Source organism: Aquimarina spinulae (genome assembly GCF_943373825.1).
GTDB lineage: Bacteria > Bacteroidota > Bacteroidia > Flavobacteriales > Flavobacteriaceae > Aquimarina > Aquimarina spinulae.
This window is the reverse complement of sequence record NZ_CALSBP010000002.1, coordinates 2821821-2838007: the sequence shown is the minus strand read 5'-3', so window position 1 is coordinate 2838007 and position 16187 is coordinate 2821821. Positions and strand designations below refer to the sequence as shown.

9 protein-coding genes and 1 pseudogene are annotated in these 16187 nt (G+C 34.2%); 7 read left to right on the top strand and 3 right to left on the bottom strand.

Annotation, left to right across the window (positions count from 1 at the left end; genetic code table 11):
• The first annotated feature begins 252 nt into the window (after positions 1–252).
• Entirely contained in the window at positions 253–1083 is an 831-nt protein-coding gene (locus NNH57_RS17965) for a hypothetical protein (protein WP_108808146.1), read from the top strand.
• Positions 1084–1172: 89 nt separating this feature from the next.
• Here the strand turns inward: NNH57_RS17965 and NNH57_RS17960 are convergent.
• Positions 1173–2004: pseudogene (locus NNH57_RS17960) on the bottom strand (IS5 family transposase).
• 253 nt (positions 2005–2257) lie between these two features.
• Here NNH57_RS17960 and NNH57_RS17955 point away from each other — a divergent pair.
• The 6 genes from NNH57_RS17955 (at position 2258) to NNH57_RS17930 (ending at position 11830) form a co-directional block, all read left to right on the top strand.
• Positions 2258–3826, top strand: a complete 1569-nt coding sequence (locus NNH57_RS17955) for an alpha/beta fold hydrolase domain-containing protein (protein ID WP_159099245.1) — start codon at positions 2258–2260, stop codon at positions 3824–3826.
• Between the two features lie 322 nt (positions 3827–4148).
• Complete coding sequence (locus NNH57_RS17950; RefSeq protein WP_108808148.1) at positions 4149–4988, top strand: hypothetical protein; 840 nt, start codon at positions 4149–4151, stop codon at positions 4986–4988.
• 246 nt (positions 4989–5234) lie between these two features.
• On the top strand, positions 5235–6833 hold the full coding sequence (locus NNH57_RS17945; protein ID WP_159099246.1) for a PGAP1-like alpha/beta domain-containing protein: 1599 nt from the start codon (positions 5235–5237) through the stop codon (positions 6831–6833).
• 1061 nt (positions 6834–7894) lie between these two features.
• Positions 7895–9271 (top strand): hypothetical protein, encoded by a 1377-nt coding sequence (locus NNH57_RS17940; protein ID WP_074405744.1) that lies wholly within the window; start codon positions 7895–7897, stop codon positions 9269–9271.
• A gap of 214 nt (positions 9272–9485) precedes the next feature.
• Complete coding sequence (locus tag NNH57_RS17935; RefSeq protein WP_074406750.1) at positions 9486–10622, top strand: SPFH domain-containing protein; 1137 nt, start codon at positions 9486–9488, stop codon at positions 10620–10622.
• Positions 10623–10726: 104 nt separating this feature from the next.
• Positions 10727–11830 (top strand): TFIIB-type zinc ribbon-containing protein, encoded by a 1104-nt coding sequence (locus NNH57_RS17930; RefSeq protein ID WP_074405745.1) that lies wholly within the window; start codon positions 10727–10729, stop codon positions 11828–11830.
• Between the two features lie 124 nt (positions 11831–11954).
• On the opposite strand, the gene NNH57_RS17925 is transcribed toward NNH57_RS17930, so the two are convergent.
• Together NNH57_RS17925 and NNH57_RS17920 are read right to left on the bottom strand one after the other, a co-directional pair.
• Positions 11955–12407, bottom strand: coding sequence for a hypothetical protein (locus tag NNH57_RS17925; protein WP_132065916.1), 453 nt, complete (start codon positions 12405–12407; stop codon positions 11955–11957).
• Between the two features lie 72 nt (positions 12408–12479).
• Positions 12480–16169, bottom strand: coding sequence for a T9SS type A sorting domain-containing protein (locus tag NNH57_RS17920; protein ID WP_108808152.1), 3690 nt, complete (start codon positions 16167–16169; stop codon positions 12480–12482).
• Positions 16170–16187 lie beyond the last annotated feature (18 nt).

The window sequence follows — 16187 nt, the reverse complement described above, 5'->3', positions numbered from 1 at the left end:
TTAATTCCTCTTACAGAAAACAAATCAATATTCACCTACAACTTTTGTTACTTAAGTTGAGTTAAGTAAGGAAAGGAATTCTCCCTAATCCCAAATTTGGGATTAGGGGTTCTTCTTATTTTAACAACAACCAATTTATGATAATCAATTGAGAAACTATATCTATCAATTGAAACTAGACAAGTATTAATTCTACCTAATCATTATTTTCTGGAGTCTTTAAGTTTGATCTTAATCTTAAAACTTACAACCATGAAAAACAAAATCAAATTTAATTTAACAAGAATCATAATATTCATCCTTTTCATATGCTATTCTTGTAGCTCTGAAGAAAATGCTATCCTTGAAACTGAAGAATCAATAGAAATACCCACTTTAACACCTAAAACTTTAGCAACAATAAGCTTACCTAGTGGTACTACAATTATTTTTAAAACAGAAGTTGATGGTATTGTCTTTGAAGCCTCAGGAGACTCTGATAATTTTGGCGAATTAGATGGGTTAAATGATTTAAGCTTGTTAGATCGTTTTTTAACTTTAACCGATAAAAGTATTGCCGTACCTGCAGATCTTATCAAATTAGAAGAAGATCAAAAAATCAAAGAAAAAGCATTACAAAGAGATATAGTCGAAAAACATCACATGAGTATTCCTGCAAATACATCCTTTATTACCCATAGTGAAAAGAATTGGTTGGGTTATTGTGATAGTCCGACTGCCATGTATGTTATTAATTTAGGCAATGATGCATATAGAGAATTTTGGGTAAATTATCCCAGTACACAAACCTTTAGTCAAAATAAACCCGGAGCCTTGTATACCAAATGCCGTACTGTTAAATATCGTATAAGTAACTGTTCATATAACGGTAGCAATATTGAAATATCTCATTATAAAGGTTCTACCTCAAGTTTATATACTTTGGTTTCAAAGAATAGTATTAGGCCTCGTAAGCACAAAATTTATGTAAAATCATTTCTGGCATACAAATACTATCAAAAATTGGATATAAAACGGGGAACATCTTCTTATGTAGGTGATGCTATTTTTTCGAATTATACTTCCTTAGGGCTTGATCAATAAATATCTTATGTAAAAATAGATCAGAAGTTTATGTTAACTAGATTTTGGGAAAATATCTATTGTAATCTAATAAGACATATTGAAGTGGTTTAAACTTTCTGTTTTTCTTTCTTTTTGAATTTTCTAATTCCTATGACCATAAAGACTAGATAGTTAAATCCTTTCCAGCTTTCTGTAGTGGTATCAAATCTATTGAGTAGCGATCTAAAGCTATCCATCCAAGCATTGGTTCTTTCAATAGCGTACCTTTGATCGTATAGTTTTTGATCAAAATACTCATCCCTATCAGTATTGCCGTTACGTTTGTTAAAGCAAACATTAGCATTGATTTGTTTTAGATCACAAGCTTTTCTAAATTCCTTGGAATCAAATCCTGCATCAGCGTTTAAGAATAGTCCTTCAGCTTGTATATCGGCATCTTCAAGAGTTGCTGTAACTATTTCGAACTGTACTTCAATATTGTAAAGGTCGTTATGATGTCTAGCTACGGGTTCCGACATAGCAAGAGGTAATCCTTGTCTATCAGTAAGAAGAGGGATTAGTGGTCTTTCGCTTTTTCCTTCCTTGGTATTCTACATCTTGACCACCTCTGACTGCCGGAGTATGACTTCCACCTAGGTCAACACTAGAAAGATCTAGATGTTTTTTGTTTTTTCTTAATAATTCAACCCAGCATCCTTGCCATACTGAGGATAAACACCATTTTCTGTAATGATAATAAACCGATTGCCAGCTTAATATGTGTATTTCAAAAAGTACTTTTACAGGCAATTGTCTCCATTGAACTCCGGTTTTAAGCTTATAAAGAATGGCATTTATGATCTCTACCAAGGGAACACTTGGTGGAAAACCTCTTTTTGTTTTTGGGATATATGGAACAATTTCAAATCCTATCATATCTTTGTCAAGTACTGTGTACATAAAGGGTTGGTTTTAGATCGTTTACGTGTGGTAACGCAAATATCTACAACCCTTTTATTCAATTCAAAAAAAGTTTAAACCACTTCATTCTTTTAATTCCTCGCACAAAAAACAAATCAATAGACAATTATCTTTTTACTCTATTAATTGAAAAACTATAATTGTCAATTGAAAACATACAACTATCAATTCTATATTAATATTGTTTCCTATTGATCTTATGTTTGATCACAATCTCTTCAAGACACAAATTATGAAATACAACATTAAATTAAATTTAGCAGGAATCTTAATCGTACTTACTATTTTCTTTTTCTATTCGTGCAACTACGAAGAGGGCATGGTATTAGAAAATGAAACCTTAGTCGAAAATAAAGGGTTAGTTATTGACGCTCCCCTTCCTCCGATTATATCTGATGGGCCCTATAACTATAAAGCTAAAGAATATTCTTTTATACAAAACAATGAAGAATATAAAGGTAAATATTATATGCCCGCCGGTGGACCTTCTAATTATCCTTTCGCATTAATTATGCACGGACATGGATTTAACCACAACCAATATAATGTTTTACAAAGACATCTCGCCAAACACGGTATTGCTAGTGCAAGTATAAATTGGAGCTCGGGTAAACACGATCTGAGTGTAAATACAGAAATGACAAAGCATATCAACTGGTTATTTAACCAATATCCACAATTAATTAATTCTATAGCACTTATAGGACATAGTATGGGAGGTGGAGCCGTAGTAAGATTTGCCGATGATCTCGAAACCACAACAGGTAAAAATATAAAATCTGTAATATCACTTGCTCCAGCAGTTCAACATGATATGAATGTTAAACATAATCTTATTAATACCATAAAAGGATTATTGGTAATATACTCTGGTGATGATGAGGACAGATATGGACGTAAAATTCCTGACGGAAGAGAAGAAAGTGGTTTTAAATTTTATGATGAGTGTTCTACAGAAGCACAAACTTTTAGTAATGCATTTCCTACAAAGGATATGATATTTTTCAAAGTAGGATATCATTGTACGTATTCTGATATGGTTTGTTACCCTAAAGAACAAAATAAAGTAATCAATGCCTATATATTGGCTCATCTGAAATTATATCTTGAAAATCGTCCACAATACGACCAGTTTTTTAAATACCAGAGAAAACCATCTAATATGCCACAAGATGATTACATTGAGTTCTATCAACAACATACTGATGCCAAAAAAAGTGTACTTGCCAACTTTGAAAATAATTCGGCTACTATAAATTATAAAGGTGGAGCTATTGTTAAGTCTTCTAGTGGGATTATTACAATGAAAGTAGGAAATAGTTGGGAAATTCATCCTAACTCACCTCATCATACCAAAGCAATGAGGATAACATGGACCAAAAAAAATGTAGGAAGTTCGTTTGTAAAATTTAAATATCCTTCTCCCTATAATTTGTCCTCATATTCATTTCTAAGTATTAGAGCATCCCAAATTTATAAGAACATTTATAATACCACAGATAAAGAGCAGGATTTTTACATCAGACTTAAGGATAAACAAGGTATATATTCAAAAAAAGTGAAGATCAGTGATTTTGGCGTAATCCCCTACCCTATAAAACACAGTGGCTATACTAAATCCTCTTTAGAAACACCCATTTCTAGTCTTACAAAAAGTGCTATGGCCAGCACCCTAATCCCATTAAAGGCATTTGGTAATCATATTAACCTTTCAAATATAAAAGAAGTATTCCTGGTATTTAATGTACCGGGCCATGAAAAAGGTGCTATTATGATTGATAATATAGAATTTTATAAGTAACTCCTTATCTAACTCTTAATCGAATTAGAAAGTGTTTTTACAGTATAATCATTGATTTTGTAGGTAGACTCATACTTACAACTTTTGTTACTTAAGTTGAGTTAAGTAAGGAAAGGAGTTCTCCCTAATCCCAAATTTGGGATTAGGGGTTCTTCTTATTTTAACAATAAACACTTTAATATATTATCATTGATTATGTCAATTTGTTCAACTATCAAATGAAAAACTATATCTATCAATTGAAACTAGATAAGTATTAATTCTACCTGATCATTATTTTCTGAAGTCTTTAAGTTTGATTTTGATCTTAAAACTTATAACCATGAAACACAAAATCAAATTTAATTTAGCAAGAATCATAATATTCACCCTTTTCATATGCTATTCTTGTAGCCCTGAAGAAAATGCTATCCTTGAAACTGAAGAATCAATAGAAATACCCACTTTAACATCTAAAACTTTAGCAACAATAAGCTTGCCTAATGGTACTACAATTATTTTTAAAACAGAAGTTGATGGTATTGTCTTTGAAGCCTCAGGAGACTCTGATAATTTTGGCGAATTAGATGGGTTAAATGATTTAAGTCTACTACATCGTTTTTTAACTTTAACCAACGAAAATGTAACTGTACCTATAGATCTTATCAAATTAGAAGAAAATCAAAAAATCAAAGAAAAAGCATTACAACGAGGTACAATAGAAAAACATAGTGTAAACCTCACTGTTGCCAAATCATTTTTAAATCGTACAACAAAGGATTATTTAGTTCTTTGCAACTATCCATCTCAAAGAACTCCCATAGAAACAAATGATTTTTACAGAGAAATATTTGTCAATCATAACTACTCAGCTTTTTTAAGTAGTGCTGATAAAAGTACAGGGAATGATAACTGCCGACGTGTCGAATTCGGTATAACTAATTGTTCGTATGATCGAAATATATACCTTAGGCATTATACCAGTTCTAGTTTAGTTGGTAATAATAAGCTTATTTCTACAACCATTATCCCAAAACGCAAACATAAATATTATGCAAAAACATTTTTTGCTAAAAGTTACATTCAGAAAATAACAGTTACCAATTTAAGGCCATTTAACACTTCTTTTTCGGGGAGTATAACCTTCTCAGGATATTCGGATTTCAATATTACTGATTATTAGAAAGTTTAAGAGTTAAATCACTCCTTTATCTACATAACACAAAAAATTGCCAAACCAAACGAGGGTTTTATCATTATAAACCATAATTACATCATTACTATTGTAAAAAAACAAAAAAGAGAGGTTTGTTGTTACATCAAGTGACAGTAGATATTTGTCAATTGAAAACATACAACCTTCAATTCTATATTAATATTATTTTCTATTGATCTTATGTTTGATCATGACCTATTCAAGACACAAATTATGAAATACAACATTAAATTAAATTTAGCAGGAGTCTTAACCGTACTTACTATTTTCTTTTTCTATTCGTGCAACTACGAAGAGGGCATGGTATTAGAAAATGAAACCTTAGTTGAAAACAAAGGGTTAGTTTTTGACGCTCCCCTTCCTCCGATTATATCTGATGGGCCCTATAACTATAAAGCTAAAGAATATTCTTTTATACAAAACCAAGAAGAACATAAAGGCAAATATTATATGCCGGCCGGTGGGCCTTCAAATTATCCTTTCGCATTAATCATGCATGGAGATGGATTTAAGCACAACGAATATGATGTTTTACAAAGACATCTTGCCAAATACGGTATTGCCAGCGCAAGTATACAATGGGAATCACATAAACATGATCTGAGTGTAAATACAGAAATGACAAAACATATCAACTGGTTATACAATACATATCCGAACCTGACTAACTCTATAGCGCTCATAGGACATAGCATGGGTGGTGGAGCCGTAGTGAGATTTGCCGATGATCTCGAAACCACAACAGGTAAAAATGTAAAATCTGTAATAGCACTCGCTCCATCAGTTCAGAATGATATGTTTGTTAAACATAACCTTATTAATACCATCAAAGGACTATTGGTCATATACTCTGGTAATGATGATGATGTGTATGGGGGGAAAAATACCGCCGGAAGAGAAGAAAGTGGTTTTAAATTTTATGATGAGTGTTCTACAGAAACACAAACTTTTAGTAATATATTTCCTACAAAGGATATGATCTTTTTTAAAGATGGAAGACATAGAGTGTATTCTGATAAGAGTCAATCCTTCCCTAGCTATATCTATAGTGGTGTTAATCAAAATAAAGTGATCAATGCCTATATATTGGCACATCTGAAATTATATCTTGAAAATCGTCCACAATACGACCAGTTTTTTAAATATCAGAGAAAACCATCTAATATGCCTCTAAATGATGTATCTGAGTTTTATCAACAACATACCGACGCCAAAAAAATTGTACTTGCTAACTTTGAAAACAATTCGGCTACTATAAATTATAAAGGTGGAGCTATTGTTAAGTCTTCTAGTGGGATTATTACAATGAAAGTAGGAAATAGTTGGGAAATTCATCCTAACTCACCTCATCATACCAAAGCAATGAGGATAACATGGACCAAAAGAAAGGTAGGAAGTTCGTTTGTAAAATTTAAATATCCTTCTTCCTATAATTTATCCTCATATTCATTTCTAAGTATCAGAGCATCCCAAATTTATAAGAACATTTATAACACCACAGATAAAGAGCAGGATTTTTACATCAGACTTAAGGATAAGCAAGGTATATATTCAAAAAAAGTGAAGATCAGTGATTTTGGTGTGATCCCCTATCCTATAAAACACAGCGGACATATCAAACCCGGGATAATAGAACAAACACCCCCCATTTCTAAACTTACAAAAAGTGCCATGACCAGTACACTAATCCCATTAAATGCATTTGGTAACAATATTAACCTTTCAAATATAAAAGAAGTATTTCTGGTATTTGATGTTCCGGGTCATGAAACAGGAGCTATAATGATTGATAATTTAGAGTTTTATAAGTAACCCTTAATAATTTGTATAGCACATAGGATCTTTTTTGAAGCTAATATCACTATACCGTTTTAAATGTTTTCCTATTCCCAATCTTACTTAGGTTGCTACATACTCCTCTCACTCTCTAATTTGATCAGGGGTTAGAGAGTGTTTTCATAGTAGAACTATCCATTTATAGGTAGTATTATACCTACAATGTTTGTTAATAACTGTTTAATTAAGTTAGGAAGGAGTTCTCCCTAATCTCAAATTTGGGATTAGGGGGTTCTTCTTATTTTAACAACAACCAATTTGTTCGATGATCAATTAAAAAGCTATACTCATCTATTGAAACATACCTTTTGTCAATTGCACCTCACAACTCTTAATTAATGCTCTAAATTTACCCAAACGCTGATATGATAGAGTTAGAGTGTAATATCTAAACTCTTGATATAAATCAGTATAGTTATTTAAAAAATCATAACATTTCACATCATGTTAAACAAAATTTTAAACTTAGAAAATGTCAAAAAAATTGACAAAAAACAGCAAAAAGGAATTGCTGGCGGAGGATTATTCATTACTAGCTATTGCGGACAGTGTTGTCAGTACTGTAAAAGTCTTGGACATGACACAGGAGCTCTTCATAATGGAGAATGCTATTGCTCTAATTATAGACACTAAAAAAAATTATGCCCCACTCTGGTTTTAATCTGATGGAGCATAAAAGATCATAAAGGCAATTATTATGCATCATTTAGTGGCCCTTCTATACGCTCGTTGCGTATATGGGTTTAAACTATATTGAGTATAGTATTTTAAAAAACATCTTGTCAAACATTGATAACATATAGTTTTATAAGTAACCCAGGAGTAGTTTGTGTAGTATATTTTTTGAATTCAATATCACTACACCGTTTTAAATGTTTTCCAATCTTCTAATTCCCCATCTGGGTTACTAAATATCCCCGCACTCTCTAATTCGATCAAGAGTTAGAGAGTGTTACTTAATAATATTTTAATAAAAATTGGATAATTTGAGAATCAAATTTAACTACACAAAACCTACCTCAAAGAAGGGTTACGCAATGCAAAATAGTATTAAATGTTTCTGTCTTCTTATAGTTATATTCACAGGGAGCTGTACAGATGAGTCTTTTTTTATAGATGAGATTCCCGATTCGGATATTATTGATGATTTCGACACCAATTGGCCATTAAAACACAATGCATATTCTTGGGATGGTTCCTGGGAGCCTACCTCCGATGACTTTCCTATCGATGGTCTTTACGATGAGATTTATTTTGATGGACATACTGTGGAAGGGGAAGCTTCTCCTATTTTGCCTCCCGGAAAATGGGATTGGAACATTACCTCATTATTGGCAAATTGGCGAGGGTTTTCAAATTCTGTAGGAGACTTTGACCTACTTGTTGATTTTTCTAACCAAGAATTTGGTTGGAGACTCAATCGCAACGTAATTACCGGAGTTGATGTGACTTCACACCTAGAACTATTTTATGGTTCACCAGGTACTGATATTATTGATTTAGGATTGCAAGGTTCTTTTAGTTCGGCAGGCAATCCTATGTATGGAGATCCTGTAAATTTTGGTGACGGCCCAGATATGTTAAGGTTTCGTCATAGCCATTCAGCAGCAGTCAGAACAGGTTCTAGTGCAACGGGCCACCAGCATGATAATGATCTAGTAATTATTGGAAGCGCAGAAGTATTAAATCCAGGGGTATATGATATTATGACCACCAGTATTCATACAGGCCCTGGAAACGATTTGATTTTTGTAAACAACTGGGAAAGAGCAGCAATAGATGCCGGAAATGGAAACGATGGTAGAACAGATGCATTGGATACTTACGATGGGACAGATATTGTTGTTATAGGAGGAAATGCACGTGATTTTAGAGTCTTTGGCGGAAATGGCGGAGATCTTTTTGTCTGGCATGTAGATGAAGTAAATCAACAACCAAATACATGGCTTGGTCCTAATTTTTTTGGAGGAGGAGCATGGGGAAATGCACTTTGGTCTGATACTGGTATTGATCGTTTAGTCCTGGGAATCCCTTCTAATACCAGAATCGTTACTTCACCAGGAGATGTAGAACAAGGGACACTTCTTGTAATGATAGGTCACAATTATGAAACTGTAATTGACGACCCAACTACTCATGATGAAACTGCAAGATATTACATCACTGCACCTCCTGGTCCAGATGGGCAAAAAACGATGACGTTGCAATACATATCCATTAGTGGTCATGTTAATACAGCATACTTCTATATCACTGATATTGAAGAACTTCAAATAGGTGTTGGAAATGATGCAAGAGTTTTTCAATTGGATGATGTTGAAGGAACAGCAACACTTAATGCAACTATTGATGCAATTACTAACATTCCTTCCAGAAACAGCTTTACAATATTGATGGATAGCTTCCTTAAGTGATTTCCTAATGTTTAATTTAGTTAATGAATTCAAGATCAGCTCAATTCTTCAAGCAATATCAGTTTAACAATTACAGTGCAAAAACATTGTTTTTTCAAAATTAAAAATTCAGATTCCTATTTATATGCTGTCTACTTCAGATTGGCTGAAAAAAATTTTTCATCAACCTTTCAATTTTGTAGCTTTAGAACACAAATTTAAAATCAACTCATCAATGGGAATTTTTGACGAAATAAAGAAAAAACTTAGCCACGAATTTATAGATATCATAGAATGGTTAGACTATACCGATGATACTATTGTGCATCGGTTTGAACGATATCAAAATGAAATTAAAAATGAAGCGAAGCTTATCGTAAGAGAAGGACAAACTGCAGTTTTTATTAATGAAGGACAACTAGCAGATGTATTCACTCCCGGAACATATACCTTAAACACACAAAATCTACCTATTTTAACGACACTAAAAGGTTGGAAATATGGATTTAATAGCCCTTTTAAAGCCGAAGTATATTTTGTAAATACACATTTATTTACTGATGAAAAATGGGGAACCAAAAACCCGATTACCTTGAACGATGATCGTTTTGGGCTTGTAGAAATTCGTGCTTTTGGAACCTATGCATTTAAGATTAATGATGCCGGTAAATTTGTCATTGATATTGTAGGAACAGATGCCAATTTTACTAATTTCGAGATTAATGAGCATCTTAAAAGCTTAATCTCTACACGATTTACAGATACCGTTGGTGAAGCTAATTTACCTATCGAGCTATATGCCGCTAATACGACAGAATTATCTGATACTTGTCTTGAGGTCATGCAACCCGAATTTAACGCTGTGGGTATTTCTCTGGAAAAATTCTTTATTGAGAATGTTTCTATGCCAGAGGAGTTGAAAAAAGAGATCTTTGAATATAGTAGAATTGATAAGCTTGATCTAGACAAATTAACCAAATTTAAGACCGCAAAAGCTATTGAAGCTGCCGCAGCCAATGAAGGAGGTACAGCAGGAGCTGGAATGGGAATGGGAATGGGATTTGTTCTGGCTCAGCAAATGGGAGGCATGATGAACCCAATGGGAGGACAACAACAAGTACAACCTCAACAAACTACTCCAGTGGCTCCACCACCAATGCCAGTGCAAGTACAGTATTTTTATGCTCAAAACGGACAACAGGCAGGACCCGCATCCTTTGAACAATTAAAAGCACTATTTGCCAATAGAACCATAAATAAAGATTCTTTGGTATGGAAACAAGGAATGGATAGCTGGGTTGCGCTAAAAGATGTAGAAGAGCTAAAATCATTTCTAGGCGGAAGCACTCCTCCTCCATTACCCGGGAATTAAAAAATAAAAACACATCCCAAAATTAATTTTGGGATAGGACGTAACCTTCTCCCATATGGGAGAAGGAACTATTCTATATAACATCCAGTATTATTAGTTCCTAAATGGAAGAAGAAAAAAAAGCAGTTTCAGAACGTAAAAAATCCTGTACTAATTGTGGTGCAGAATTAAAATACAAACCTGGAACAACTGAGGTTACTTGCGAGTATTGTGGGCATCATGAAACAATTATATATGATCAAAATGGGTTTCAAGAACTAGAACTTAAACCCTATCTCGAAGAAATGGGTTCTCAATCCCATTCTGAAGAAATCATGATGCTGCATTGCAAAAATTGTGGTGCAAACCAACATATTGAAGAAAACTACAAATCTTTGCATTGCGTGTATTGCACCATGCCTTTGATTATAGAAGATGCATACAAAGAGGATTGGATATTACCGGGAGCAGTTCTTCCTTTTCAATTTGATCAGAAGAAATCACATCAAATATTTTCAAAATGGGTAAAAGGGTTGTGGTTTGCCCCTAATAACTTAAAAAAAGCAGCACTAGATCCGCAAAACACCAAAGGCCTCTATTTACCGTACTGGACCTTTGATGCTCAATTGTATGCGAACTATACAGGACAACGCGGAGACTATTATTATGTTAGTGTTCCGTATACAACAACGGTAAATGGTAAATCTGTCACCAGAACCCGACAAGAACGTAGAACAAGATGGTCTCCGGCAAGCGGAAATGTAAATGGTTTTGTTGATGATACTTTAATCAAAGCATCACACCAAAATAAAAATCCGGTACCAAGAAAAATATCAAATTGGAATCTGGATGCTCTTTCACCTTTTAATACTAATTTTTTGGCAGGATTTGTTACCGAAAAATATACAATTCCATTAAAAGATGGTCATTTAGCATCTACCAAAGAAGCCGAACGTATTGCTACATCCTGGGCCAGACGTGATATAGGAGGAGATACCCAAAGAGTACACCATATAGATATGAGTCTAAGTGAAGAGACCTTTAAACATATTCTGCTTCCGGTATATATTAGTGCTTACCGATTTAATGGTAAAAAGTATAATTTCTTTATCAATGGTCAAACAGGAGCTATTTCTGGAAACAGACCTTACTCTTTCTGGAAGATATTCTTCTTTGTACTGTTTATACTCATTATTATTGCAATAATTGTGTGGTTTGCCGAGCAATAGTTTTATCTGCAAAAGAAAAATTAGTAACCGTAAAATTTAATTCATAAAAAAGGAGACTGGTTTTTAACCAGCCTCCTTTTTATTATTGTTTTTCTAAAATAATGCTATCGCAAAGCCAGAGTTTCTAATCCTTAGTTTTAAACCCAATAACCTCATAGACTGTCTTACTCATATCGGGGCATAGGTTTTCTCTAATTTTAAAAGAAACCTCCTTATTCTTAAGTATTCGTTGTTTTAGCGTATCAAAATCATTCGCTGGTGAGTTCATAAAACCAAAAGTAATCTCCTGCCCGGGAGAAATCATATTTGTAATACCCGAACCAGAATTTATAATCTGTTTCACTTTTACAGTGGTCGTTGTTTTAAAACTCTTTTCACAGATAGATACATTCTTAGTTACACCTTGTATTACTGCAATCAAGTGCACGGTATTAGGATCAATTGTATCATCCTGAAGATCGCTAAACTTCGGTTTTTCTACTTTAGGTTTTGGCTTTATTTTTTCGGTTTCCTTTTCCTGGGCAATACTATTTGATTTGCAAGAAAATAAACCAACTACTATTAATATATATAGCATTTTATCCATTTTATAAAAATAAAAAAAGGAGTTGAAAATTTCAACTCCTTTTAAGTTTATCACTATTACTACTTATTTTTTAATAAGTTTAAGAGTACTTTGATTTCCATTTTCTGTAATTCTTGCGAAATACAAACCAGATCTTGCATTTGAAGCATCCCAGGTTGTATTATCACCAACATTACTATTTGAAAACAACCTATTACCCATAGAATCGAAGATCTCGATAGATCTAGAAGCATTTCCATTAGATTTTAATGCTGTATCTTTAAAATTAAATGAGAACATCCCATTAGATGGATTTGGTGAAGCTGTAGTGTTTTTTGACACTTCTATTACAGCCAAAGGGTCTATCGAAGGTTGAGGTTCACCTGCACCACCGTCATCTATCATTCCATAAATCTGGAATACCTGATCAAGAGGATCTCTACCAAATGCAACCGAAACTGGTGTCCAATCTGTAGCTCCTGTACCAAATAAGTTTAAATTATCTTTAAAATGTGGCTCCTGACCAATTCCTCCATTTTGTGAAGACCAGAACCATTGTTGTTGTCCTGCACCAAAGGCTAAGTTAGCATAAACTGATAACCAATAATTACCACTCTCTAACGTTACTGTTGCCGGAAGCACTAGGTTTAAGTTTGTATCAGTAGGATCTGAAATTGGAGTAATCGCTCCACTATTATAAACCTCATCACCAGGAACCCCTGCATTATCACTATATATTACAACAGTAGCATTGGTTAATGCTGGTGAGTTATTAGCTCCTCCAAAAGCTACAATTCTCTCTAATGTCCATTCATTCCCTGCGGGAATAACAAAGTCATCTGCAGATTGTGCCAGACCACCAAAATCTACAAAGAATTGAGATGCCAATGATGATGTAGCACCTTCTATTTGCTCATAAATCGCAAGCTCGGTTACAGATACTGTAAATCCTTCTGCAACTTGCTCATCTCCAGAAGTAGCTATAAGACCAATTGTTGCCTTACCTAAGCTATCTGGTGCAAAAGAAAGAGTGATTGTATTTCCTTCTAATGTAGCTGTCACTAATTCTGGATTAGAATTCGTAAATTCTATATCTATTGCATTTCCGTTAGAGTGAACAAATAAATCTGTTACATCTACTTCTACATCTTCACTATTTTCTGCTACAAGAAGATCATCTAGTAAATAAGCAACACTTAATGAAGATTCTGGTAATTCATTAAATACCGGGAATCTTGCACTGTACAATCCACTACCGTGAGCAGCTACTGCGATAAATCCATCTTTACGAGTTTTTACCTCATCGGTTACAGCATTACCAATAGCAAAAGGTTCTTTAATCCAACGGGTTCTTTCTCCATTTAATCTATTTGTATAGTATAATCCTGTACTTGTTGCTGCATATACTTTTTGTAATCTAGAACCAAAGAATCCTTGACTACTTCCTAAGAATGCCGTACTTCTTACAGATGGTCCATTTCCTGATCCATCAGCATTTTCTTCTAAATTACCACTAATATTTGTCCAGGTATCTCCTCCATCGGTCGTTAAGAATACACTTATTACTCTATAATTAGAGAATGTAGCAATTACTCTATCAGAATCAGAAGGATCTACATTAATATCATTTACAAATCCTTCTGGTAATCCTTTTCCTGTAGAAATATCTACTACTTCCTGATCATCAAGATTAGCATTATCCATTCTATAGATACCTCCTGTATTGGTACCATAATATAATCTATTTGCAACTGGATACTTAGAAACATCTAAAGATGATATTGAAGTTCCTGCCGGAGTATCGGTATTAGGAAGATCTACCCAGTTTACCGTTGCAAAAGCATTTGAGAAAAGAGGGATTTCATCCAGATCGTTATTTCTCCAAATTCTATTACCCGCAGGTAAGTACATAATGTTATCATTATTTGGATCCAGGATAAATGGTGTAATAAAAGCAAGGTTGTTGGCTCCTGCTGGTCTTACTCTTGTCCACGATTGAAACTCTCCAGCTTCATCAAAATTAAATCTATATACATTTCCTCTTTGTGAAGATACATATCTTACTCTTCCGTTATCTGCAATTGCACTATAAGCACCATCGCCTCCAAAATCTTCTATCCAAGGCTCTGTAGAGCTCGTAGAAGATGTAAACCAGGTACCGTTATCCTGAAAACCAGCTAGTAAATCATCACTATTTGGTTCTGGGTCAAAAGATACATGATATGGTTGTGTTGTTACATATCCATTATTTAAAGAAATCCAATCTACAGGTTCTGCAGCAGATGTAGAAGTAGTAACATCTTCGGTTACAAATACACCTCCATCATTACCAGATAATACTTTGTTAGGATTAGATGGATAAAAAAGTAATGCATGCTGATCAGGGTGTTGATCTGGATATACACTTACGTTGTTTAGAGGAGAATACCCTGCAATCCAACTTGCTTGTCCTGCCGGAGTTGTAAATCCAGTTGTAGATCTGTATATGTTAGTTCCTCCTACAAACATTAAGTTAGGATCTGCCGGACTAACCTTAACAATCATATTATATCCTCCCTGAAGATTTAAATTTCCAACTGATCCTCCAATTGCAGTAGGTAGATTAGCACTTAAATCTGTCCAGGTTTCTTCTGGTGTAGCTGCGGCAGCATCGTATTTAAATAAAAATGCTGGTCCACCTGCACTTAAGTTCTGTGTAAAGAAATATACAATGTTTTCATTAGAAGGATCTATCCCCATAACAGTTCTACCATAATCAGCTGGTAAAAGCTCTGGTGATATTTCTGTCCAGGTATCAACATCTCCATCTGTAGATGTAAAATATCCATTATTAGGATTTCCTCCAGAATCAATAGTTGCATAGATCTGACCGGTACTTGTAACTGCAACTTCTGCAGTATTATCAAAGTCGCCTGCTAATACTTCTTCAAATGATTTTCCACCATCTTTAGATTTGTGTACACCATTAAAAGTCCCTACGAAAATATCTCCATTAGTTGGATTAATCACAATAGAATTAATCAAATCAAAAGGAGAGAATGTTCTTACGTCATTATCGTTGGTAGCTTCAAGAAGTCTCCAGGTTCTTCCACCGTTGGTAGATTTATAAACTCCGGTTCCTTGAAAAAAGGCTCCTCCTGCTCCTGCAGAATTACCAAAACGTTCTCCTGATCCATAATACCATGTATTATGCTTACCAGGTCTAGGGTCTTGTACAATACAAGTAATACTTGGTGATTGTCTACGAGACGTCACCTTTCTCCAGGACTCTCCACCATTAGTAGAGCGCCATAATCCTCCCGAAACTCCTCCGGCCAGAATTACATTCTCGTTTGTACGATCAATAGCTAAGGCTCTTGTTCTTCCTCCTACATTGTAAGGACCTCTGTTTTTCCAATACGAAAAACGACCGGCTTTCGAAGATTTTGCAGCATTGCTAATTGATTGTTTCGAATCATTTCCTTCTGAAATCTTACTAGAGAAGTTTACCTCTTTGTCTCTAATTCCGAAAGGAATTTCATTAGTGTTCGGGTCTTTGAGTCTTTCAAATTCCCACTTCATTCTTTCTAATGCTTTATCACCAACTTTTTTTACATCAGACTTAGATCCATATTTACTATCGTAAATTTTAGATTGTTTGTAAAGTGAATGACCTCCAGGTTTATCCTGTTGATCTGCCTGATTTTTAAGCTGTTGCGAATTTACTGAAGTAATGGTTCCCACAAGAGAAACCGCCCAAACGGAACGTTTGAGATAAAATAAAAGTGTTTTCATTTTAAGCTGATTTGTGAG

Bases quoted from the DNA above. Each gene is read 5' to 3' on its own strand.
- NNH57_RS17965 (WP_108808146.1), top strand. From the start codon at position 253: ATGAAAAACAAAATCAAATTTAATTTAACAAGAATCATAATATTCATC.
- NNH57_RS17950 (WP_108808148.1), top strand. From the start codon at position 4,149: ATGAAACACAAAATCAAATTTAATTTAGCAAGAATCATAATATTCACC.
- NNH57_RS17925 (WP_132065916.1), bottom strand. From the start codon at position 12,407: ATGCTATATATATTAATAGTAGTTGGTTTATTTTCTTGCAAATCAAAT.
- NNH57_RS17930 (WP_074405745.1), top strand. From the start codon at position 10,727: ATGGAAGAAGAAAAAAAAGCAGTTTCAGAACGTAAAAAATCCTGTACT.
- NNH57_RS17920 (WP_108808152.1), bottom strand. From the start codon at position 16,169: ATGAAAACACTTTTATTTTATCTCAAACGTTCCGTTTGGGCGGTTTCT.
- NNH57_RS17945 (WP_159099246.1), top strand. From the start codon at position 5,235: ATGAAATACAACATTAAATTAAATTTAGCAGGAGTCTTAACCGTACTT.
- NNH57_RS17935 (WP_074406750.1), top strand. From the start codon at position 9,486: ATGGGAATTTTTGACGAAATAAAGAAAAAACTTAGCCACGAATTTATA.
- NNH57_RS17940 (WP_074405744.1), top strand. From the start codon at position 7,895: ATGCAAAATAGTATTAAATGTTTCTGTCTTCTTATAGTTATATTCACA.
- NNH57_RS17955 (WP_159099245.1), top strand. From the start codon at position 2,258: ATGAAATACAACATTAAATTAAATTTAGCAGGAATCTTAATCGTACTT.